20 protein-coding genes are annotated in these 22,945 nt (G+C 63.8%); 12 read left to right on the forward strand and 8 right to left on the reverse strand.

The window, feature by feature from the left end; genetic code table 11:
- Positions 1-8: 8 nt before the first annotated feature.
- Entirely contained in the window at positions 9-923 is a 915-nt protein-coding gene (locus L6D89_RS19945) for an alpha/beta hydrolase (RefSeq protein ID WP_236200903.1), read from the reverse strand.
- Between the two features lie 117 nt (positions 924-1,040).
- Between L6D89_RS19945 and L6D89_RS19950 the strand changes: the two genes are divergently transcribed.
- The 8 genes from L6D89_RS19950 (at position 1,041) to L6D89_RS19985 (ending at position 8,912) form a co-directional block, all read left to right on the forward strand.
- Positions 1,041-1,961 carry a LysR family transcriptional regulator gene (locus L6D89_RS19950; RefSeq protein ID WP_236200904.1) on the forward strand — a complete coding sequence of 307 codons (921 nt, stop codon included), beginning with the start codon at positions 1,041-1,043 and terminating at the stop codon, positions 1,959-1,961.
- A 370-nt stretch (positions 1,962-2,331) separates the two neighbouring features.
- Positions 2,332-3,363 (forward strand): phosphate ABC transporter substrate-binding protein PstS, encoded by a 1,032-nt coding sequence (gene pstS, locus L6D89_RS19955; protein WP_236200905.1) that lies wholly within the window; start codon positions 2,332-2,334, stop codon positions 3,361-3,363.
- Positions 3,364-3,437: 74 nt separating this feature from the next.
- A complete protein-coding gene (gene pstC / locus L6D89_RS19960; protein ID WP_081519724.1) occupies positions 3,438-4,403 on the forward strand; it encodes a phosphate ABC transporter permease subunit PstC in 966 nt (321 codons plus the stop codon).
- Positions 4,403-5,296: a phosphate ABC transporter permease PstA gene (pstA, locus tag L6D89_RS19965; protein ID WP_236200906.1), complete on the forward strand. Its 894-nt coding sequence runs from the start codon at positions 4,403-4,405 to the stop codon at positions 5,294-5,296. The genes pstC and pstA overlap by 1 nt, the downstream gene beginning before the upstream one ends.
- Before the next feature lie 76 nt (positions 5,297-5,372).
- Positions 5,373-6,134: a phosphate ABC transporter ATP-binding protein PstB gene (pstB, locus tag L6D89_RS19970; protein ID WP_054911197.1), complete on the forward strand. Its 762-nt coding sequence runs from the start codon at positions 5,373-5,375 to the stop codon at positions 6,132-6,134.
- 50 nt (positions 6,135-6,184) lie between these two features.
- The gene (locus L6D89_RS19975; RefSeq protein WP_236174033.1) at positions 6,185-6,883 is read left to right on the forward strand and encodes a hypothetical protein; all 699 of its coding nucleotides are present in this window, start codon (positions 6,185-6,187) and stop codon (positions 6,881-6,883) included.
- Positions 6,884-6,942: 59 nt separating this feature from the next.
- Positions 6,943-7,488: a hypothetical protein gene (locus L6D89_RS19980; protein ID WP_236174140.1), complete on the forward strand. Its 546-nt coding sequence runs from the start codon at positions 6,943-6,945 to the stop codon at positions 7,486-7,488.
- Between the two features lie 389 nt (positions 7,489-7,877).
- On the forward strand, positions 7,878-8,912 hold the full coding sequence (locus tag L6D89_RS19985) for a sterol desaturase family protein (protein ID WP_236200907.1): 1,035 nt from the start codon (positions 7,878-7,880) through the stop codon (positions 8,910-8,912).
- 58 nt (positions 8,913-8,970) lie between these two features.
- Here L6D89_RS19985 and L6D89_RS19990 read toward each other — a convergent pair whose 3' ends face one another.
- The 4 genes from L6D89_RS19990 to L6D89_RS20005 form a co-directional block, all read right to left on the reverse strand.
- On the reverse strand, positions 8,971-10,053 hold the full coding sequence (locus L6D89_RS19990) for a Shedu immune nuclease family protein (RefSeq protein ID WP_236200908.1): 1,083 nt from the start codon (positions 10,051-10,053) through the stop codon (positions 8,971-8,973).
- Between the two features lie 108 nt (positions 10,054-10,161).
- Positions 10,162-10,404, reverse strand: a complete 243-nt coding sequence (locus L6D89_RS19995) for a DUF2790 domain-containing protein (RefSeq protein ID WP_236200909.1) — start codon at positions 10,402-10,404, stop codon at positions 10,162-10,164.
- The gene (locus L6D89_RS20000; RefSeq protein ID WP_236200910.1) at positions 10,401-10,964 is read right to left on the reverse strand and encodes a cytochrome b; all 564 of its coding nucleotides are present in this window, start codon (positions 10,962-10,964) and stop codon (positions 10,401-10,403) included. The genes L6D89_RS19995 and L6D89_RS20000 overlap by 4 nt, the downstream gene beginning before the upstream one ends.
- Complete coding sequence (locus tag L6D89_RS20005; protein ID WP_236200911.1) at positions 10,964-12,004, reverse strand: catalase family peroxidase; 1,041 nt, start codon at positions 12,002-12,004, stop codon at positions 10,964-10,966. The genes L6D89_RS20000 and L6D89_RS20005 overlap by 1 nt, the downstream gene beginning before the upstream one ends.
- Before the next feature lie 162 nt (positions 12,005-12,166).
- Between L6D89_RS20005 and L6D89_RS20010 the strand changes: the two genes are divergently transcribed.
- A complete protein-coding gene (locus tag L6D89_RS20010) occupies positions 12,167-12,676 on the forward strand; it encodes a sigma-70 family RNA polymerase sigma factor (protein WP_236174039.1) in 510 nt (169 codons plus the stop codon).
- Positions 12,673-13,431, forward strand: coding sequence for an anti-sigma factor family protein (locus L6D89_RS20015; protein WP_236174040.1), 759 nt, complete (start codon positions 12,673-12,675; stop codon positions 13,429-13,431). Before L6D89_RS20010 ends, L6D89_RS20015 begins: the two co-directional genes overlap by 4 nt.
- Positions 13,432-13,570: 139 nt before the next feature.
- Here L6D89_RS20015 and L6D89_RS20020 read toward each other — a convergent pair whose 3' ends face one another.
- From L6D89_RS20020 to L6D89_RS20030, 3 genes are all read right to left on the reverse strand, one after another.
- Positions 13,571-15,409 carry an amidohydrolase gene (locus L6D89_RS20020; RefSeq protein ID WP_236200912.1) on the reverse strand — a complete coding sequence of 613 codons (1,839 nt, stop codon included), beginning with the start codon at positions 15,407-15,409 and terminating at the stop codon, positions 13,571-13,573.
- Between the two features lie 19 nt (positions 15,410-15,428).
- Positions 15,429-15,983 (reverse strand): antibiotic biosynthesis monooxygenase, encoded by a 555-nt coding sequence (locus L6D89_RS20025; protein WP_236200913.1) that lies wholly within the window; start codon positions 15,981-15,983, stop codon positions 15,429-15,431.
- 69 nt (positions 15,984-16,052) lie between these two features.
- Entirely contained in the window at positions 16,053-17,069 is a 1,017-nt protein-coding gene (locus L6D89_RS20030; protein ID WP_236200914.1) for an alpha/beta hydrolase, read from the reverse strand.
- A 445-nt stretch (positions 17,070-17,514) separates the two neighbouring features.
- Between L6D89_RS20030 and L6D89_RS20035 the strand changes: the two genes are divergently transcribed.
- Positions 17,515-20,694 (forward strand): autotransporter outer membrane beta-barrel domain-containing protein, encoded by a 3,180-nt coding sequence (locus L6D89_RS20035; RefSeq protein ID WP_236200915.1) that lies wholly within the window; start codon positions 17,515-17,517, stop codon positions 20,692-20,694.
- 140 nt (positions 20,695-20,834) lie between these two features.
- The gene (locus L6D89_RS20040; RefSeq protein ID WP_236200916.1) at positions 20,835-22,838 is read left to right on the forward strand and encodes a peptidase U32 family protein; all 2,004 of its coding nucleotides are present in this window, start codon (positions 20,835-20,837) and stop codon (positions 22,836-22,838) included.
- Positions 22,839-22,945: the final 107 nt, after the last annotated feature.

Raw genomic sequence — 22,945 nt, forward strand, 5'->3', positions numbered from 1 at the left:
GGAATGGCTTATAGGCGGCTCTGGAAGAATCCGGCCAACACCGACACGGCTTCGTCGACATAGGGTTGCTTGTCATAGAGCGACATGTGGTTGGCGCCCTCAATCAGGTGCAGGTGCTTGTCGCCGGAGGCCGCGCGGGCGAGCAGGTCATCGCTCATCCATTTGCTGCCGGCCCGGGTGCCCGCGACGATCTGCAACGGTTGGGTCAGGAAGGCTTCGGCCTTGTGGTAGGCGTCGTAGGTGATGATCTGCGGCAGGCTGCGGGCGGTCATGAAGCCCGGTGCATTGGGGTGTTCGCAGCGCGGGGTGTGGTAGTACTCCCAGGCTTCGCGCAGTTCTTCGTTGGGGGCATCTTCTTCACGCATCGGAGCCAGGGGCAGGGTGGCCAGCTCCTTGCCTTGTGCATCCTGGGTGCGGGCCTGGGAGCCGTGCTCGATGTACGGCAGGGCCTCGGCATCCTTGACGGTGTTCTCCCAGCCGTTGCGGAACATCTGGCCGATGTTCACGGCGCTGACCGTACCGACAGCCTTGATGCGGCGGTCATTGATCGCGGCATTGGCGGTGTAGCCGGCGCCTGCGCAGATACCCATCGCGCCGATTCGGTTGGCGTCGACGTACGCAAGAGTCGTCAGGTAGTCGATTACGGCGCTGATGTCTTCGGTGCGGATGTAGGGGTTCTCCAGCTGGCGCGGCAAGCCGGTGCTTTCACCCTGGAAGGATGCATCGAAGGCGATTGCCAGGAAGCCTTGTTCGGCCAGCTTGCGGGCATACAGGCCGGAAGCCTGCTCCTTGACGCCACCGCCCGGGTGGGCAACGACGATGGTGGGGTACTGTTTGTTCTGGTCGAAACCGGCAGGCAGATGGAGATCAGCGGCGAGTGTGATGCCATGACCATCGAGGGTTTGAATGCGGATGTGTTGCATGAGCCTGGCTCCTGGGAGTGAGCAACAAGGCGTTGCTCGATGGATTCATGCTAGGCCCAGTTTTGTTTTGGAAAAACGTGCCAAAATCGACATGACTCGTAAGCAAGGCTAAACAATATGTCGATCAATCCTGCGCTGCTTCCCGGCCTGGCCTGGTTTGTCCACATCGCCCGCCATCGCAGTTTCACCAAGGCCGCGACGGAGATGGAAATTTCCCGGGCGGCACTCTCACAGCACCTCAAAGGCCTTGAGCAGCAGCTCAACGTCCGGTTGTTGCATCGCACGACACGGGACATGTCGCTGACTGAGGAGGGGCGGCGCCTGTTCGAGGCGGTAGCGCCCGCGTTGAAGATGATCGACACAGCCGTTGCCGAGCTCAGTGAGGTGACGTCTGCGCCAACGGGTCTGATTCGAGTCAACTCCTCTCGCATCGCCGCACGAACACTGCTGGAGCCTCACCTGGGGGAATTCCTTTCCCGCTATCCCGGATTGCGGCTGGAACTAGTGCTCAACGATGGCTTCGCCAACATCATTGCCGACGGAGCCGATGTCGGGATTCGGCTGGGCGAGAGCCTGGACGAGCACATGGTGGCCGTGCCGATCACACCGCGAATCGAGATGGCGATCGTCGGATCACCGGCGTATTTCAAGCGCCATGGCATCCCGCAGACACCGGCCGATCTGGTCCAGCACAATTGCCTCGCCTACCGCTTCACCAGCAGTGGGACGCTGGATCGCTGGGCTTTCACGTCGCCGGAGGATGAGACAATCACTCAGGTGTTCGAGCCAAGGGGCAGCGTCGTCTTCAACGACGACGAGAGCATGCTCAAGGCCGCCGTCCAGGGCGTCGGGCTGATCAAGTACCTGGACGTCTGCGTCCGCAAGCAACTCGCATCCGGAGAACTGGTGCGCGTGTTGCAGCCCTGGTGCCAGTCCTTCCCCGGCTTCTACCTTTATGCCCCAACGCGCGCCCAGATGCCGGCCAAGGTTCGGGCGCTGATCGACTTCCTCGTGGAAAAGCGTGGGGCCTTGGGCTGAATCGGGCAGGGCTGCTCAATGTCCGCTAATGGCCGATAGCGGCCCCTGGCGAATGGCCTCACCCTGACCGTTCATTGGCGGCAACCGACGCATCTGCATCCCCTGGCACTGCCAAGTGACCGTAACTATTTATTGCTCAGCGCGCTCATCGAATAAGGGCGCGATCCCCCGCCCTGAACCTCCGCCCCTGCCCTGAAATGGCCGCCAGCCACGGTGGGCAGCAGCTGCAATTCCGCCTGACGCGCGTCACAGAAGCCCGGAGACAGGCCAGTCAAGCCGGCGAGCCAGAGCGTTTGCCACCGCGCTGTCATAAAAATTTCACAGGACCCGATCACAGTATGGCAGCCCGATATCAAAAGGATTGCCCTCGATGAAAAGCTTTGTGAAATCTGCTGCGATCGCCGTTACGCTGTCCATGTGTGCCACTTCCGTCGCCTTTGCCGACGAAAGCGTCCGCCTGACCGGCTCGGGCGCCAGCTTCCCCGCTCCGATCTACCTGACCTGGTTCAAGGACTTCAGCAAGAAAACCGCTGGCGTCACCGTGGATTACCAGTCCAAGGGCAGCGGTGCGGGCGTACAGGATTTCCTCAACAAGACCGTGGATTTCGCGGCCAGTGACTCGGCCATGAAGGACGAAGACATCGCCAAGGTTGCCGAAGGCGTGCAACTGCTGCCGATGACCGCCGGCGAAATCGTCCTGGCGTACAACCTGCCGGGCAGCCCCAAAGGGCTGAAACTGCCGCGCGACGTTTACTCCAACATCTTCCTGGGCAAGATCACTCAGTGGAACGACCCGCAGATCGTCGCGGCCAACCCTGAGCTGAAGCTGCCGGCCCTGCCGATCACCGTTGTCGTGCGTGCGGATTCCAGCGGCACCACCGCTGTGTTCACCAAGCATATGTCGACCATCAACCCGGAGTTCAAGACTGCCCTGGGTGAAGGCAACACCGTCAACTGGCCGGCCAGCGACAAATTCATCAAGTCGCCGAAGAACGATGGCGTGACCGCTACCGTTCGCCAGACCCCTGGCGCCATCGGCTACATCGAGTACGGCTTCGCCAAGCTGGCCAAGGTCGACTTCGCCGAGCTGCAGAACAAGGCCGGTCAGTACGTCGTACCGAACGCAGAAAGCGGTGCTGCGGCGCTGGCTGCCGTGAAGTTCCCGGAGAACCTGGTGGCCTGGCTGCCCGATCCGGACGGTGCCCAGTCCTACCCGATCACCTCCTACACCTGGATGATCTTCCGCAAGCACAACGAGAGCCCGGCCAAGGCCAAGGCCATGCGTGAAATGGTCGAGTACGGCCTGACCGAAGGGCAGAAGATCGCTGATTCGATGGGCTACATCCCGCTGCCGCAAGCAGTCGTCGATCAGGTTCGCAAAGCTTCCGCCAACATCCAGTAACGCCTGCGAGTCTTCATCCGGCGTGGGCTGTCAGCCGCGCCGGATGAGATTTCCACCTGTTCCGGAACTCCCCCATGACCCAACCTTTTGTCGTACCGGTAAATCCGGACTCTGCCTGCCAACCGCCATCCGCGAAGGATTTCCTGGTTGACCGGACCTTCCGTGCCATTGCACGCCTGGGTGTGGTCCTGATTCTGGTGCTGGTCGTTGCCCTCGTGTTCGAAGTCGGCCGCAAGGCCTTTCCGGGCATGGAGAAACATGGCCTGGACGTTCTCCTGGGTTCGGTCTGGGACGTCAACCAGGGCAAGTACGGCATTTTGCCGGCCATCTGGGGCACGCTCTACAGCGCACTGATCGCGCTGCTGATCGCAGGCCTGTTCGGCGTCAGCATGGCGATCTTCCTGACCCAGGATTTCCTCCCCGCCAGGCTGGCGGCGGTGTTCCGTACCATCGTCGAACTGCTCGCCGCCATCCCCAGCGTCGTTTATGGCCTGTGGGGAATCTACGTGGTGATCCCGGCCATTCGCCCGCTGACGGCGTGGTTGAACAGCGAGCTCGGCTGGATACCCTTTTTCGGCACATCGTTGAGCGGGCCGGGGTTGCTGCCCGCCTCTCTGGTGCTTGCCATCATGATTCTGCCCACCATTGCCGCGGTCTCGCAGGACGCTCTTGCCAGCGTGCCGATGAAGACCAAGCAGGCCGCCTACGGCATGGGGACCACCCATTGGGAAGCGATCCTCAAGGTGATGGTGCCCTCTGCTGCCACCGGCATCTTCGGCTCCCTGGTCCTGGGCCTGGGCCGCGCACTGGGTGAAACCATGGCCCTGGCCATGCTGGTCGGCAACGCGAACACCATTTCCCTGTCGCTGTTTGCACCGGCCAACACGCTGGCAGCCTTGCTGGCGCTGAACTTCCCCGAAGCCGGGCCGAACGAGGTTGAAGTGCTGATGTACGCCGCACTGGTGCTGATGTTCATCACCCTGATCGTCAACGTACTCGGCTCCATGATCATGCTTTACGCCCAGCGGGGGACCAAGTAATGACCAGCCTCACTCCCACCGCATCCGCCCTGCCGAGCCTGCAGCGCAAGCTCGAGGGCCGTGCCCTGCGCAGCCTGGTGCTGACCACGCTGGTGTGGCTGGGCGCCCTGCTGGCCAGCGTGCCGCTGATCTCCGTGCTCTACATGCTGATCACCCGCGGTGGTGCGCGCCTGAGCCTGGAGGTCTTCACCGAACTGCCACCGACCGGCTTCGAGACGGGCGGCGGCTTCGGCAACGCGCTGGCCGGCACCTTCGTCATGGTCGGTATCGCCGCTGCCATTGCCGTTCCGATTGGCATCATGGCAGCCGTCTTCCTGGCTGAACTGGGCCCGGACAGCAAACTGGCGAGCGCCGCGCGCTTTGCCGCCAAGACGCTCACCGGCCTGCCCTCCATCCTGGCCGGGGTCTTCGCCTACGCCCTGGTCGTGATGACCACCGGCACCTACTCGGCACCGGCGGGAGGCGTGGCACTGGCCGTGCTGATGCTGCCGATCGTCGTGCTCACGGCCGAAGAGTCGATGAAGATGGTGCCCAAGATCATGAAGGATGCCGCCTACGGCATGGGCTGCACCCGCGCCCAGGTGATCTGGAAGATCGTGCTGCCTACCGGCCTGCCGGCAATCCTCACCGGCGTCATGCTGGCCGTGGCGCGCGCCGCTGGCGAGACCGCGCCGTTGCTGTTCACCGCGTTGTTCAGCAACTACTGGATCTACCACGACGGCAGCCTGGCAGTGATGAACCCCACGGCCTCGCTTTCCGTACTGATCTACAACTTCTCCGGCATGCCCTTCGACAACCAGCTCGAGCTCGCGTGGGCCGCATCGCTGGTGCTGGTGATGATCGTGCTGATCGTGAACGTCATCAGTCGCATTTTTGGCAAGCCCAAGTTTTGAGATACGGAGCATCCGAATCGTGAACACAGCTACTGCACAGAAAGTCGCCCCGGTTGGCGCCGAGACCCAGGTGGTCATGGACTGCAAACTGGACAAGATTTTCTACGGCAACTTCATGGCGGTACGTGACAGCCACGTGCCGATCGAAAAGAACAAGATCACCGGTTTCATCGGCCCTTCCGGCTGCGGCAAGAGCACCGTGCTGCGCAGCCTGAACCGGATGAACGATCTGGTGCGCGGCTTCCGCTTCGAGGGCCATGTGCATTTCCTCGGGCAGGACGTCTACGGCAAGGGTGTGGACCCTGTCGTGGTGCGCCGCTACATCGGCATGGTGTTCCAGCAGCCGAACCCGTTTTCGATGAGCATCTTCGACAACGTCGCGTTTGGCCTGCGCCTCAATCGCTACAAGGGCGACATCGGCGACCGGGTCAAGCATGCCCTGCAGGGCGCCGCGCTGTGGGATGAAGTGAAGGACAAGCTGAAGGTGAGCGGCCTGTCGCTCTCCGGTGGCCAGCAGCAACGCCTGTGCATCGCTCGCGCCATTGCCACCGAACCGGAAGTCCTGTTGCTGGACGAGCCGTGCTCGGCACTCGACCCGATCGCTACCCGCCGTGTCGAGGAGCTGATGGTCGAGCTGAAGAAGGACTACACCATCGCGCTGGTCACCCACAACATGCAGCAGGCCATCCGTGTCGCTGACACCACGGCGTTCTTCTCGGTGGACATTTCCCAGGGCACGCGCACGGGCTACCTGGTCGAAATGGGCGCGACGAAGCAGATCTTCGAAAGCCCACGGGAAAAAATGACCGAGGACTACATCAGCGGCAAGTTCAGCTGAGTCGAGTCAGCAGTCGTATGAAGCCTCTCACCTCCTCTTCAGGGTCGCCCATGCCTGCCACGCGCCGTCTTGATCTGCGAGCGATTGAACGTGCGCTGCGTGAGGTGCAAGGCCGTTTCGGCGAGCTCAGCCAGTGCTTTACCGAGCCGCGTGATCCGTTCACCGATGAAGTGCTGCACAACGTGCTGGAGGGTTACGCCCTGATCGACGACTACGTCGCACGGGGCGTCGACCTGTTCGATCTGCAGCAGGTCAACCTGATGCTGGAGATCAACGCCACCGTGCTGTGCGGCCGGGACCCTGCCCGTCGGCTGGAGTTCGCGCCGCACCTGGCGGCCACCGAGGCGCACTTCTTCAACAACGTCGAAGGCGGCATCAAGGACCTGTTCAACTGGTACTGCGCGTATCACAGCGAATCAGTGTGGAAGCGCGCGGCCGGGGTCTATGTGCGGATTCTGAGCAAACCGCAGTTGTTCATCGAAGGTAACCATCGCAGCGGCTCGCTCATCGTCAGCTATCTGCTGCTACGTGCCGGGCTGCCGCCGTTCGTGCTGACCCTGGACAACGCCAAGGGTTACTACAACCCGTCATCGGTCATCCGCAACTCTGCCAAGCATGGCGTAAAGGCGCTTTTCGAATTGCCCAAGATCAAGAAAAAGTACGCAGCCTTCCTCGAAGATCAGGCAGCGGATTCGCAGCGATTCTTCCTTGGCGAAAAACACGCCTCCGCCCATCAGGGAGGTGCCTGATGACCACCCAGCCCATGCTCGCAACCTGCCTGGCCATCAAGGATCAGCTGTGGGACGCCATGAAGGGTTCCCTTGCGCCTTACCGGTTCGGACGCCCGCGCATACGGATTTCGTTCGATATCGATGACACCCTGGCCTGCCTCCCCCACCACAGCGACGTCGAACCCAGCAGGCTCCCGCTGTTCATTCATCGCTGGCTTGGCGAACCGCTGCGTATCGGCACCCGCTCCCTGACCCGGGAACTACGCCGCCAGGGCTGCAGCATCTGGGTCTACACGTCCTCCGGCCGCACACCGTCCTATATCAGGCGCTGGCTGTTGCTGTACGGCATCCACGTCGACGGCGTGGTCAACAGCGTTCGGCACAACCAGGCCCTGACCGAGCGCGGGCTGGCGAACTCCCCCTCGAAACTTCCGCCGGCATTCGATATCGACCTGCATGTCGATGATTCCGAAGGCGTGAAGAGCGAAGGCCATGACCACGGTTTCCGCGTCGTTGTCGTGCGTCCGGACGATGAGCGCTGGGCGCAGAGAGTCCTGGACTCAGTGGCTGAACTCCAGGAAATGCTGGATCGACAACAGCAGCCATTGGCCACAGCAGCCTGAGCCATCAACCACGCCGCTCATTGCTGACCGGCAAACCTCTGCACCCTGCCCGTCGCGCGGAACCTGCAGCTTCGCGGATGTCGGCCCTTGGCCGACGCCCTCAAGGTTACGCCCTGGCTTGGTGCGCCATGCGAGCGCCTGCCCAGCTTATCGATGGGCTCTCCCGTTCAGCAGGCCACTTCAGGCCAGTCCGATCGCCTCCGCACATCGGGCTGCTGACGACCCCCTGTCGAATTGCCCTGCCCCGGCGCCGCTGAACTTTGACAGCGTCCTCCCCCAGGTCCCATGCTGAGCGAACACGTGACGCCCCATGAGTCGCCAGCTCCTCAGCGCCATGGCCGGTCACTCGACGTTCAAGTCTGTTCACCTGACTTCCGGCGCCAGCGCCCATGCCTGACCTCTCTCATATCCATCGTCACCTCACCGAGCTGGTGGTCGATCCCGTTACCAACCAGGTCGCCGGCCTCTTCGACCTCAGTGGCCGCGTCGGCGTGGTGTTCCTGCTGTGCTCGTACGCCATCGCCTACGCCCTGTTCCGCTTCCGCCGGCAGCGCGGGCTGACGCAATCGACGTCGTTCTGGCAGTTCATCGGCGGCGCGCGGGTTAATTTCCATCGTTCGGCGCTGCTGGATTACCGCTACTACCTGGTGCGCGGCATCCTCAATGTGGTGTTGCTGCTGCCCATCATCGGGCTGGTCGATCCCTACATCCTGCGCTCGGGCGACTACATCGCCTTCTTCACCAACCTGTGGGGCGCGCGGCCACAGGTGGGCGAGAACCTCGGCCTCTCGCTGCTCTGCGGGCTGGGCGTGTTCCTGGTCAGCGACTTCAAGAACTACTGGGTGCACCGCGCCTTCCACTCGCGCTGGCTGTGGGCGTTCCACAAGGTGCATCACTCGGCGGCGGTGCTGACGCCGATCACGGCGAGCCGCGTGCACTTCGTCGAGAAGCTCGCAGCGCAGTTGGCCGGAGCCTTCGCCCTGGGCGCCTATGCTGGCGCTTTCTGGTACCTCTGCGGCGGAGAGATCAGCGCCTATACGCTGTTCGGCGTGACCTACCTGATCCTGCTGTTCAACGTGCTGGCGACCAACCTGCGCCACAGCCATGTATGGCTGTCGTTCGGGCCGCTGGTCGAGCACGTGATCAACAGCCCCGCCCAGCACCAGATCCACCACAGCGACGCGCCTCGGCACTTCAACAGGAACTTCGGCATCAACCTGTCGCTGTGGGACTGGCTGTTCGGCACGCTCTACGTCACCCAGCGCGCGCCGGAACCAATCCAGTTCGGCGCCGGGGAGCATGACGATGCGAAGTATTCGTCGCTGTGGAGCCTGATCGTCACGCCGTTTGGGGACACGATGAGGAACGCGAGGCCAAGAAAGAGAACTACCACCGAACTACCAGCCCATGATCGGTGGAAATAGAAATAGTTCGCTAGCAAGACTCGCCCATGGTTCATCAAGCGTCCTGATCCAACAGACGTCACTGCCGCTGTAGCCTACGCAGCCAAGTGTCCCAAGACTCGACCCTAATAGAGGGGGTAAAACTCTGCTCGAAATCATGCCTCTTCGCACTTTCCTCCCGATCACTGTTTGTTCGACCGCCAATTAGCACAGCTCGAATATTTACGTCTTTTTCTGGATCCACATGGAGCTCGTAGCGCGGCCCTAAAAACGAACCATGAATACTCTCACCACACTCAGCACGCTGCCGAACAGAGTGAACCTTATGCCGAAAACCTGCATAATCTCGATATACAGCCCCCAAACGGGCCCGAAGCTGTCCAGCCGCCTGATTTATTTTGTGATTAAACTCACCATAACCATCAGAGTTGACCAACTTGAACTCTGCCGACTTTATTTCAATAAGAATCACATCTAGACGCGATCTTCCAGTGAACACAGCAAAATCTACAAATCCGTCCCCCAAGGGAAACTCTGAGAAGCAGATGTACTCATCATTTGGCTGCGCATAAATCTCTCCAAACAAGGAGAGATCGCGCTTCAAAACCGATTGTATCTCACGTTCCCCTGCACCGGCTTCAATCAAACAGCTCATCTCTGACCTAGACACCGCCACATCAGCTATCTCTAACTTCCTCTTGATTACACTTGGCCGATCCTGATGATAGGAATCTGCGAATGGATTCCTCGAATAACGAATTCTATCTGCTTGAGCAATGACCCGCAGATTATCTAAACTTCTCTCATCAAGATCATCCTCGTGACAACCAATAAGAGACAAAACTTTGCTTCTATCAATCTCCTCCCAACCAGGAGCACCGGATGAGGAAATATTAACCACATGGTACGTATCTTTTTCCGGACTATCTCTCTCGTAATGTTCCAAATAAACCGCATCACCGAGAACCAATCCTAGCCTTTGCAGAGAGACAATGATTCTTTCAACAGCGTTGGTAATTGAGAATCCATCATTCTTACCATCCAACTCAGTGAGCAAAACAACAAGCCCACCCTCGCCTAAAAAAGATCTAACTCGGCACAACCCACTCCGTAGTCCAGCATCACCCTTAGGATAATCATGAACAATATCTATAATTTTCAAACTTAATCCTCACCTTCTTATTTCTGATCCACAATCAACCAAAGAAACTACGCTATCAAATTCCCCCACCTTAGCTCCCGTCAAAAATCTCATTGATATCTGCCTAATTCAATTCTCATTCCCACACCCCTGCCCCCACACCGGATAGCGCAGCGTATGCCGCTGGCCGGCGCTGTCCTCGTAGGTCATCTCCACCTCGCGAATCCCGCAGAAACCCAGGTCCGGTGCCTGCACCACGTGTTTGATATCGAGCTTCTGGCCGAAGTGATAGTCCTCAACGGGTGGTGCGTCCTGCGCGGCGAGGGCCGCGCAGGAGGTGAAGAGGCAAGCCACGGCGAGCAATCGCTTCATGGTCGTTCTCCCGAGGAAGTGGTACGCGGCATGGGAGCGCCAGTCATGCTCGGGAGTACTTCGTCGCGGCGGATGAGTCCGTGGAACAGCGCGGCGGCGAGGTGCAGGAGGATGGTCGCCAGCAAGGCGTAGGCGATAACGCTGTGAGCGCTGCGCAGGATGGCGTGGAGCTGCACCGAGGGCGCGACCAGCGCCGGTAGTTCAAAGCCGCCCCAGAGTACGACGGGGTAGCCGCCGGCCGATTGCATGGTCCAGCCCACCAGTGGCTGGGCCAGCAGCAGGCCGTACAGCACGAGGTGCGAGAGATGGGCGGCGCTGCGTTGCCAGCCGGGCATGTCGCTGGGCAGCGCGGGGATGCGCTGGGTCAGGCGCACCAGGATGCGTAGCAGCACCAGTACCAGCAGCGCAGCACCCAGGGGTTTGTGGATGGCGACCAGGGCAGCGTGGCGCGGCGAAACGCTGGCGACCATGCCCAGGCCGATCAGCAGCATGGCGAGCACCAGCACGGCCATGAGCCAGTGCAGCACGCGCAGGGAGAGCGGGAAGTAGGTCGGTTTCATCAGTGGGTCTCCTGGGCCTGCTCACGGGTGCGGCGGTTGAAGGATTCCGAGTAGGCGGCCGAGCGCGCGCTGAGCAGCGGGTCGTCGGAGGCGCGGATGCCGTCGGGGAGGATCAGCGGGTCGTAGTTGACGTCGCGGCAGTCGCCGCCGATTTCCGGCTGCAGGCGTTCGATCACCAGTTCGCCGGCATCCACCGTGCGGCGGCCGGCAGGCCAGGCCTGGGTGGCGTCGCTGGTGCTGTCGCCCGGTTCGCCGAGGGTGAACTGCAGGCGCCAGCGCAGCGGGCCGGCGGCGATGCGCTGGGCCAGTTCGGCGGCGAGGAAGTCGGCGTCGCCGCGCTTGTCGGCGGCCAGCGGTTCGACCGGCGCTTCAGGCTGCACGGACCAGCGCACGGGCTGCTGCTTGCCGTCCTTGTTCACCAGGAAGAAGGCGTTGAGGCCGTAGTAGGCGCTGTTGGCGTAGCTGGAGGATGGCGTGGAGGATTTCACCCATTGCAGGAACGGCTGGGTTTCCGGGTGAGCCTTGAAAAAGGCGCCGGCCTTTTCCGGGTCGGGCTTGCCGGTACCCGGTTGCGGCGCGGTGGCCTGCTGCAGGGCAAAGAAGCTGGCGACGTCGCGGACAACGAAGACCGGCATGGCGTTCATGCCGGTGCGCCATTCCTGGCCATCCTTGGGCAGGAAGCGCAGCGCCAGGCTGCGGATCGGGGCCGCACCGTCGCTGGCCTTGGGGTTGCCGCCGGGAATCGCCAGGCGCCCCACCACCGGCACGCGGCCGACCGAGAACAGGCTGGCGCGGGACAGATCGGCCAGCCCGCCGTTGCTGTCGAAGTGGCCGATCACGCACAGGCCCTTGGCGTGGTTGCGTCGGTAACCGGGGTAGACGCCGCCGTTGTGCTCCAGGGTGTTGATGACCTTGTCCGGGGTGAGGCGCTGCGGGTCGAGCCAGCCGGCGACGTAGGCGAAGACGGCGGCCACGCCGAGCACCACGGCGCCGATGGCGGCCAGGCGCAGGGGCACGTTGGGTGTGGGTGTTTCTGTCATTTCCAGCTCCTCGGGCTTAGGCTGAATGCGTTGAGCCGGTACGACGCACCGTGCACCGGGTTATTCCCGTCATCGGCGAAAGAATTATTTTTTCGCAGGGCGGGAATAGATCGCCGTCACAGTCGTCTTTCTCGCTCGAACCCACCCACTTCCGGCGCCCCGATGCACTCACTGGACGACCATTCACTGCGCGAACTGTTGCCCCGCTTGCGGCGCTTCGCCCTGTCGCTGACGCGCAGCGCGAGCAGTGCCGACGACCTGGTCCAGGCCACCCTGGAAAAGGCGCTGTCAGCCTGGACCGGCCGCCGCGACGACGGCGACCTGCGCGCCTGGCTGTTCTCGATCCTCTACCGGCACTTCATCGACGGGCAGCGCCGGGCGAAACGCTATGCGCGCCTGCTCAGCCTGTTCGGCGCGGACAGCGCGGTCAGCGCATCACCCGAGGACATCGTCAGCGCACGCTCGACGCTGGAGGCTTTCGAACGCCTGCCCGCCGAGCAGCGCGCGCTGCTGACGCTGGTCAGCGTGGAAGGCCTGAGCTACCGCGAAGTAGCCGAGGCACTGGACATTCCCATGGGCACCGTCATGTCCCGCCTGTCGCGCGCCCGCACGGCGCTGCGCGCACTGAGCGAAGGACAGCCGGCGACTCCTTCTTTGCGGGTACTCAAATGAACGAACGCATTCCCGACGGCACGCCCCAGGAACAGGACCTGCACGCCTACCTCGACGACCAGCTCGATCCGGCGCACCGCCAGTGGGTGGAAGCCTGGCTGGCTGCGCACCCGGAAGACGCTCGCCGCGTTGAAGGCTGGCGGCAGGATGCCCAGCAGCTGCGCGCAGCCTTTGCCGGCCAGGCGCGCGGGGCGCTGCCCGAGCAACTGGACCCGGCGCGGATTCGCCGGCAGCTCCAGCAGCGGCGGCGTTCGCGCCTTGCTACGGCGGCGGCCTTGCTGGTTGCGCTGGGTGTCGGCGGCATGGGCGGCTGGCAGATGCGTGGCGACGCGATGCTGCGTGGCATGCTGCCGATGCAGGACGCGGTGCAGGCTTACCGGCTGTTTGCCGACGCCGGCCAGAATGGCCTGGACCTGCGCGATGGCGGCGACCTGCACGGCTGGCTGGCACGCTACCTGAAAGACGCCCCGCCACCGCCTGCGCTGGAACAGGTTGGCTTGAAGACAGTGGGCGCGCGACTGCTCGCCACCGAACAGGGAGCGGCAGCGCTGGTGATCTACGAGGATGGCCAGGGCCGCCGGCTGACCTTCTTCATCCGCCCGCCGGGCCCGCGCCACGAGATGTTGCCGCAGGGGCAGCGTACCGATGGCGACCTGCTGGCACGTTACTGGAGCCAGGGTGGCTACAACTATGCGCTGGTCAGCCGCAGCGATGATCCGCAGGCGCAGGCGGTGGGGCAGTTGGTGGGGTTCTAGCGGGAATGGAGCAAGCTCGAAGACATCGCGGACGGAGTCCGCTCCTACGCGCGGGATCAATGTCGGTGTTTCCCGTTACGTAGGAGCGGACTCCGTCCGCGATCGGCATCCGGCCCTTGCGGACCGGACCGTTAGCTCATCAGAACGCGAAGCACGAACAGCCGAAGGCACCCCAGAAGCCCTGGAAGTCACTCACCGGCACGCTCGACTGGCGGGCGCGCTCGTGGCTGTGGCCATGCACGCCGCAGGAGCCGGCGCACTGGTGCACGGCCTGCTGTAGCGGGCCCTGCGGGCGCCAGTGGCCGGGGACCTTGGCCACCGGCGACCAGTCCGGCAGTACCGGGATCGCCGTCGGCGCCTGGCGCTCGAAGTCGCCACTGCCGAATACCACGCGGCCGTCCACCACGGTGAGTACGGATTCGATGGCCTTGATCTCTTCCTCCGGCACGCTGAAGTAATCCGCCGAGAGCACGGCCACGTCGGCCATCTGCCCGACCTTGATCATGCCTTTCTTGCCCTGCTCATTGGAGAACCAGGCGCTGCCGTGGGTGTACAGCTGCAGCGCGGTGGCGCGAGACAGCCCCTCGGGATACAGCTCCATGCCGCCGACGGTCTTGCCGCTGACCATCCAGTACAGCGAGGTCCAGGGGTTGTAGCTGGACACACGGGTGGCATCGGTGCCAGCGCCGACGGGGACGCCCTCGGCCAGCATGCGCTGGATCGGCGGGGTCGCTTCGGCGGCCTGCTTGCCGTAGCGGTCGACGAAGTATTCACCCTGGAAGGCCATGCGGTCCTGGATGGCGATGCCGCCGCCCAGCGCCCTCACCCGCTCGATGTTCTTCGGCGAGATGGTCTCGCAGTGGTCGAAGAACCAGTGCAGGCCGTTGAACGGGATGTCCAGGTTGACCTTCTCGAACACGTCGAGCATCCGCGAGATGGATTCGTCGTAGGTGGCATGCAGGCGGAATGGCCAGCGCTGCTCGACCAGGTGGCGTACCACCGGTTCCAGCTCGGCTTCCATGCTGCCGGGCAGGTCCGGACGCGGTTCAAGGAAGTCCTCGAAGTCGGCGGCGGAGAACACCAGCATCTCGCCGGCGCCGTTGTGCCGCAGGAAGTCGCTGCCCTGCCCGTACTTCACACTGCTGGTCCAGTTCTTGAAATCGGCCAGCTCTTCCTTGGGTTTCTGGGTGAACAGGTTGTAGGCGATGCGCACGGTGAGCTGGTTTTCCTTCTCCAGCTGTTCGATCACCTGGTAGTCGTCCGGGTAGTTCTGGAAGCCGCCGCCGGCATCGATGGCGCTGGTCACGCCCAGGCGGTTCAGTTCGCGCATGAACTGGCGGGTGGAGTTGACCTGGTACTCGAAGGGCAGCTTCGGCCCCTTCGCCAGGGTCGCGTAGAGGATCATCGCGTTCGGCCGGGCCACCAGCATGCCGGTGGGCTCGCCCTTGCTATCGCGGACGATCTCGCCGCCGGGCGGGTTCGGGGTGTCCTTGGTGTAGCCGACGACGCGCAGCGCGGCGCGGTTGAGCAGCGCGCGGTCGTACAGGTGCAGGACGAATACCGGGGTGTCCGGCGCCGCCTGGTTCAGCTCTTCGATGGTCGGCATGCGCTTCTCGGCGAACTGGAACTCGTTCCAGCCGCCGACCACGCGCACCCACTGCGGCGATGGCGTGCGCAGGGCCTGCTCCTTGAGCAGGCGCAGGGCGTCAGCCAGGGACGGCACGCCCTCCCAGCGCAGTTCGAGGTTGTAGTTCAGCCCGCCGCGGATCAGGTGCAGGTGCGAGTCGTTGAGGCCGGGGATCGCGGTGCGTCCCTTGAGGTCGATGACGCGGGTGGCGCCGGCGCGCAAGGCCATGGCCTCCGCCTCGGTGCCCACGGCGATGAACTTGCCGTCGGCGATGGCCACGGCGGTGGCCTCGGGTTTCTCGCGGTCGACGGTGTGGAAGTGGCCGTTGGTCAGGATCAGGTCGGCGTACATGGCTATGTTCCTCTTTCGATCAGCGGGCGTTGAGCCAGGCGGAGAACAGGCGCGTGGCCCGTGGCATGAAAACGTAGACCACCAGCAGGACGATGGTGGCGACGATGAGCATGTTGGCCGGCACGAAGCCGCCCAGCAGCGGGACTTGCGTGAACAGCGGGCGCCAGAGCTGCGGCACCAGCATGACCAGCGGCAGGATCACCAGGTAGGAGACGGCCGCCTGCTTCCAGCGCGGCGGCTGCTTCTGCGGGTTGTCCGGGGCGGTGAACCAGAACTCGTGGGCACGGTGCAGCTCCTTCTGCTCACCGTCGATCAGGTGCGGGTCGGCACGCTCGATCAGTTCGCGGCGTTGCGGCGAGTCGAGCCAGGCCTGCAGTTCATTGGCGCTGGCGAAGCGCAGGACCGAGGTGAAATGGTCGCCCTGGCGCATCACGTCGACGCCCAGGTGGCCGGGGAACTCGCTGGCGGCGCGGGTCAGTTCGCGCAGGATGGCTTCGTAGGCGGCGACGCTCTCGGGCCGCGCGCGGTGGCGGATGATCAGGGTGACGGATTCTTGCTGGGTGCTCTGGCTCATTGAGGTTCCCTCCGGAAAAGTGGCCTCCCCCTGTGGCGAGGGAGGCAAGCGGCTGATGCGACAGACGGCTTATTTCAGATGGACCTTCAGCTCTTCGCCGGCCTGGCGCATGGCGGCCTGTACCGCCGGCACCTGGCTGACCACGTTGAGCAGGCCGTAGTCATGGATCATTCCGTTGTAGCGCACAGACGTGACAGCCACACCGGCGGCATCCAGCTTGCGAGCGTAGGCTTCGCCTTCGTCACGCAGCACGTCGGACTCGGCGGTCTGGATCAACGTCGGCGGCAGGCCCTTGAGCTGGTCGGTGCTGGCACGCAACGGGGAAGCGTAGATCTCGGCGCGCTGCTTCGGGTCGGTGGTGTAGCTGTCCCAGAACCACTGCATCATCGGCTTGGTGAGGAAGTGCCCCTGGGCGAACTGGTTGTACGAGCCGGTCTCGAAGCTGGCATCGGTCACCGGCCACAGCAGCGCCTGGAAGCGCAGCTTGGGCGTGCCCTTGTCCTTGGCCATCAGGGCGACCACCGCCGCCATGTTGCCGCCGACGCTGTTGCCGGCCACGGCCAGGCGCTTGCCGTCGACGTAGATTTCCTTGCCGTGCTCGGCGACCCACTGCGTCGCGGCGTAGGCCTGGTTGATCGCCACCGGGTAATGCGCCTCGGGGGATGGGGTGTAGTCGACGTAGACCGCCACCGCGCCGGAGTTCACCACCAGGTCGCGGATCAGGCGGGCGTGGGTCGGGTAGTCACCGAGCACCCAGCCACCGCCGTGGAAGTACATGAATGCCGGCAGCGTGCCCTTCACCCCAGCCGGGCGAACGATGGTCAGTTTCACCGGGCCGACCTCGGTCTGGATGGTCTTCTCGCTGACCTGGGTGCCGGAGAGGTCGACTTTCACCGAGGCCTGGGCGCCGGTCAGCACCGCGCGGGCATCCTTGGGCGACAGGGTTTCCAGCGGCTGGCCCTTGCCGGCCTCCAGGGCTTCGAGGAAGGCCTGGGTGTTGTGTTCGACGGTGGGGTTGCCGGCGGCGAAGACGTTGCCGATGGCCAGGGCGAGGGAGGCGGCGAGCAGGGATTGCTTGGCGTTCATGATTCGGTTCCTTGAAAGTGGGGGAGGTTTTCCGAGAGGACGAGCGCATCTTGATCCCTGCCCGCAAGGCGCGGAATAGACAGGGTTGCAGGGTCGCTTTGCAGTTTTGCAACGGCACCGCCCTGCCCTCTGCACAGCTGCATTGCGCAGCTGCGGGGCAGGTCCGTACTGATTCAGGTCAGGCGCAAACTCGCCTGGCCATGACGTTTCTCAATACCCATGCCGGATTCGAAAACCTTCTGACATAACTCAAGGGCGGGCCCAGGCCGTGTAGTCGACAATCGCCGCCGCTACCAACTCCCGTGAGTGACTCACAGTGCCAGGACACCCCTGCTGAATCCCACCTTCCCACCCCTTCACGCCAGGCTTGCCCTGGCGCGGCACATGGAAAACGCGCAACCGGGTTCTCTTCACCCATCCCGCCGAGAGGCGGTAGGAAACCGTGATGAAGAACACCCCATTGATGCTTCTGCTGGCCAGCCCGCTGGCCGTGGCCACCGCAACGGCGGCCAACAGCGTCACCGAAACCGATCAACGCTACACCGCCAACCAGAGCGGCCAATACGAAGACTTCACCCAGGTCGGCACCATCAAGACCTTCGCCGTGAGCAACGGCGCCATCATCACCATGACCGGTCCCAGCGGCTCACCCCTTGTGCTGACCGGCGTCAGCGGCAAGGTCGACGGCAATACCCTGGATATCAAGGGCGCCAACAGCCAGGTCACCGTCAACGGTGACATCGAGTACAAGTACGGCAGCAACACCAACTCCAACAGCAAGTATGTCTACAACGGCATCGCGGTCACCGGCGGCGGACGTTTCGTGCTCAACGGCAACCTCACCGCCACTTCGACCAGTTCGGGCTACAGCAGCCCGAAAAGCGCGATGTATGTGGACGGCGCCACTTCCAGCGCCGAGCTCAACGGCAACGCCAACCTGACCATCGCCGGCGGCAAGGGCCTGTTCGCCGCCAATGGCGGGACCATCGACATGACCTCGAAAGACGGCACGCCCTATGTGCTGACGGTCACCAACAAGTCCAGCCAGCGTTCGGTGGAAGCCAACAATGGCGGCACCGTGACCCTCGACCTGGTGGACATGAACGGTACCTCCATCCTGAGCAACGGCGTGGGCCTGTACGCCACCAGGAACTCGTCCATCACCTTCATGGGTGGCGACTTCAACCAGACCACCACCCGACCGGGCGCCAATGCGCTGTTTGCCCTCAACCATTCGAGCGTCACCGCCACCGGCTATGACGGCGGCCACCTGCGGATCAAGACCGGCGGCCTCAACGAAATCGGCGCCTGGGCCACCGGCAATTCCCAGGTAACCATCAACAGCGAGAAGCATCAGGACTTCCAGACGGTGATCCATACCACCGGCTCCGGCCAGTCCCACGGGCTGGCTGCCGGCTCGCTGGGTGGCGGCAATGCCAGCGCCCCCGTCGACAGCGGCCACGCCGGCGCGCAGTACGGCAACTCCGAAGTCACGGTGTACGGCAAGGTCGACATCACCACCGAAGGCAGGGACTCGGCCGGCCTGCGGGTCATGGGCGACGGCGCGAAGATCACCCTGACACCGCTGGTCGCTGGCGTGCGCAACAGCATCACCTCCGCCGCCAGCGCGATCCGCTACTCCTTCGCCAATGGCTACAGCCTCGCCAGCAACGGCGACCGCCTCGAAGGCGGCCAGGTGATCGACCTGACCGACACCGATATGACACACCTCGACGGCGCCACCGGCAGCGCCGGGCTGATCGAAGTCGGCGGCCTGGCCGGGCGCACCAGTGACGGTCAGAACAGCGGCATCATGAATGTCGCCGATGCGGTGAAGGACGCCACCCTGAACCTCGCCAACAGCAGCGCCACCGCCCAGGACGGGCGCAGCCTGCTCAATGTCAACGCCAGCCAGAACAGCGCCGATGGCGTGTTCGCCAGCAGCTTCACGCTCAACGCCGAGAACAGCGAACTGGTAGGCCGTGCGATGACCGACAGCACCGTTGCCAGCGATGGCAGCGTCAGCAGCGCCACGCTCAACCTCAAGGGCTCGCGCTGGTACCTGCTGGACAGGAACAGCAGCGAGACCAACCACTACGCCACCTCGAACCTCACGGCGCTGGACCTGCAGGACGACTCCCAGGTCTTCCTCAACAGCCGCGAGTCCTGGCAGAACGGCTTCGCCGCCAACCAGCCGGAGCACTACGGCAGCCTGCAACTGGGCTCGCTGAGTGGCGCCGGGGCGTTCCACTTCTACACCGACATCGTCAACCAGCTGACCGACAAGCTGACCATCAGCGAGGCGGGCGGCAGCAGCGGCAGCCATTCGGTGCTGGTGGCCAACGACGGCTCACAGAGCACCCTGGGCAACGAGCGCATCGAGATCATCGAAACCAATGGCGGCAGCGGCCAGTTCGGCCTCTACGAAGGTGCGCTGGTGGAGCTGGGCGGCAATACCTACGCCTTGCGCAAGAACGAGGACGACAACTGGGAACTGTACGGCTATACCGCTCCGCCAGTGGATCCGGACCCGATCGATCCGACGCCGCCGGTCGATCCCGAGCCGCCGGTTGACCCTACACCTCCAGTGGACCCCATACCTCCAGTGGACCCGACGCCCCCGGTCGACCCCACGCCTCCCGGCCCGATCGAGCCCGGCGACCCCGTCGAACCGGCACCGCCTGCGCCAGGCCCGGGCACCTCGACCACCCGCGCGTTCCACGCCCAGGTGCACACCAACTACCTGCTGTCCTACCTGGACATGCAGACCCTGCTGCAACGCATGGGTGAGCTGCGCTACACCGAGCGCGATACCGACGGCAACGTCTGGCTGCGCACCAACGGCGGGCGCCTGCACTCCTTCGCTGGCAGCAACTTCGACGGCTATCGCCTGAGCTACCAGGGCATCCAGCTCGGCGTGGACCGCCGTGTGCCGATCAGCAGCGGCGACCTGTTCGTCGGCGCCATGCTCGGCCACACCGAGGCTGACCAGAACTTCGATGAAGGCAGTGGCGGCGCACGCAACACCCATATCGGCATCTACGGCACCTGGCTGCACGAGAACGGCTTCTACGTCGACGCGGTGCTCAAGGCTGCGCACCTGAAGAACAACTTCAGCGTCAGCGACACCCAGGGCAACCGCGTGAAGAGCTCCGGCAGCAGCAACGGCTATTCCGCCTCCCTGGAAGCCGGCAAGCGCTTCAGCCTGCACCGCGAGAAGGACAGCCAGTGGTTCGTCGAGCCCCAGGCGCAGCTGGTCTACACCGACCAGGGCGGTTTCTCCTCGCGGGCCAGCAACGGCCTGCAGATCAAGTACGACGACTACGACTCGCTGCTGGCCCGCGCCGGTGGCATCGTCGGCTATGAGCTGAGCAACGCGAAACACAAGTCGGAGGTGTACCTCAAGGGCGGCTATGTGCGCGAACTGATGGCCGATGACATCGGCTACCGGATCAACGGCACGCCCAGGCAGAGTTCGGACTTCAGCGGCGGCTGGCGCGAGGCGGCGGTGGGCGTTTCCACGCGCCTGTCCGACGGGCACAGCCTGTTCATGGAAGTGGGCTACCGCGACGGCGACAACTTCGACCAGAACCACGCCAACGTCGGCTATCGGTTCGAGTACTGAGTCACCGGGGCGGCTGGATACGGCCGCCCCGTTCTTCCAGGCTCGTCTCCATCCACCGTCCGGCACGCCACGGATGCCGGCGCGACGTTTGACCGGTACAATGCGCGATTGCCCGTGCCATGCCTGATAAAGAAGAAACCATGTCCTTGCCCAAACACCATCTGGAACTGCTCAGCCCTGCCCGCGATGTGCACATCGCCCGCGAGGCCATCCTGCATGGCGCCGACGCCGTCTACATCGGTGGCCCGAGCTTCGGCGCGCGGCACAATGCCTGCAACGAGGTGAGCGATATCGCCCAGCTGGTGGAGTTCGCCCATCGCTACCACGCGCGGGTGTTCACCACGATCAACACCATCCTCCATGACAACGAGCTGGAGCCGGCGCGCGCTCTGATCCACCAGCTCTACGACGCCGGTGTCGATGCGCTGATCGTGCAGGACCTGGGCATCATGGAGCTGGACATCCCGCCGATCGAACTGCACGCCAGCACCCAGACCGACATCCGCACCCTGGGCCGGGCGAAGTTCCTCGACCAGGCCGGCTTCTCCCAGCTGGTGCTGGCCCGCGAGCTGAACCTGCAGGAAATCCGCGCCATCGCCGACGAGACCGATGCGGCCATCGAGTTCTTCATCCACGGCGCGCTCTGCGTGGCCTTCTCCGGCCAGTGCAACATCTCCCACGCCCAGACCGGCCGCAGCGCCAACCGTGGCGACTGCTCCCAGGCCTGCCGCCTGCCCTACACCCTGAAGGATGACCAGGGCCGCGTGGTGGCCTTCGAGAAGCACCTGCTGTCGATGAAGGACAACAACCAGAGCGCCAACCTCAGCGCCCTGGTGGACGCCGGCGTGCGCTCCTTCAAGATCGAAGGGCGCTACAAGGACATGGGCTACGTGAAGAACATCACCGCCTATTACCGCCAGCGCCTGGACGGCATCCTCGCCGAGCGCCCGGACCTGGCGCGCGCCTCCAGCGGCCGCACCGACCACTTCTTCGTGCCGGACCCGGACAAGACCTTCCACCGCGGCAGCACCGACTACTTCGTCAGCGACCGCAAGATCGACATCGGCGCCTTCGACTCGCCGACCTTCACCGGCCTGCCGGTGGGCACCGTGGAGAAAGTCGGCAAGCGCGACATGCTGGTAGTCACCAAGGACCCGCTGTCCAACGGCGACGGCCTCAACGTGCTGGTGAAGCGCGAAGTGGTCGGCTTCCGCGCCAACATCGCCGAGCCGAAAGGTGAGTTCGAGGAAGACGGCGAGAGGCGCTACCGCTACCGCGTCGAGCCCAACGAGATGCCGGAAGGCCTCTACCGCCTGCGCCCGAACCACCCGCTGTCGCGCAACCTCGACCACAACTGGCAGCAGGCGCTGCAGAAGACGTCCGCCGAGCGCCGTGTCGGCCTGTCGTGGCTCGCCAGGCTGCGTGAAGAGCGCCTGGAACTGACCGCCACCAGCGAAGAAGGCGTCAGTGCCAGCGTCGCCCTGGACGGCCCGTTCGGTGTCGCCAACAAGCCGGAACAGGCGCTGGACCAGTTGCACGACCTGCTCGGGCAACTGGGCACCACCCAGTACCACGCCGACCAGATCGAGCTGGACGCCCCGCAGGCGTTCTTCATCCCCAATTCGCAGCTCAAGTCGCTGCGTCGCGAGGCCATCGAGGCGCTCACCGAAGCCCGCGTGCAGGCCCACCCACGCGGTGGCCGCAAGGCCGAGAGCAACCCGCCGCCGGTGTACCCGGAAGCGCACCTGTCCTTCCTGTTCAACGTCTACAACCAGAAGGCCCGCGATTTCTACCACCGCCACGGCGTACAGCTGATCGACGCCGCCTACGAAGCCCACGAGGAAACGGGCGAAGTGCCGGTGATGATCACCAAGCACTGCCTGCGCTTCTCCTTCAACCTGTGCCCGAAGCAGGCCAAGGGCGTCACCGGCGTGCGCACCAAGGTGCAGCCGATGCAACTGATCCACGGCGACGAAGTGCTGACCCTGAAGTTCGACTGCAAGCCGTGCGAGATGCACGTGATCGGCAAGATCAAGGGCCACATCCTCGGCCTGCCGCAGCCGGGCAGCGATGGCGTCAGCAACATCGTCGGGCAGATCAGCCCGGAAGACCTGCTCAAGACCATTCGCAAGCCCGCGCACTGAGCCGCTTTTTGTAGGAGCGAGCTTGCTCGCGAACAAGCTCCGCCGCGAGAGCAGGGTTCGCGAGCAAGCTCGCTCCTACAGTTAACCCCCTGCGCAATTCCCCGATC

Origin of the sequence: Pseudomonas pseudonitroreducens (assembly GCF_021603645.1) — a bacterium.
Taxonomy (GTDB): domain Bacteria; phylum Pseudomonadota; class Gammaproteobacteria; order Pseudomonadales; family Pseudomonadaceae; genus Pseudomonas; species Pseudomonas pseudonitroreducens.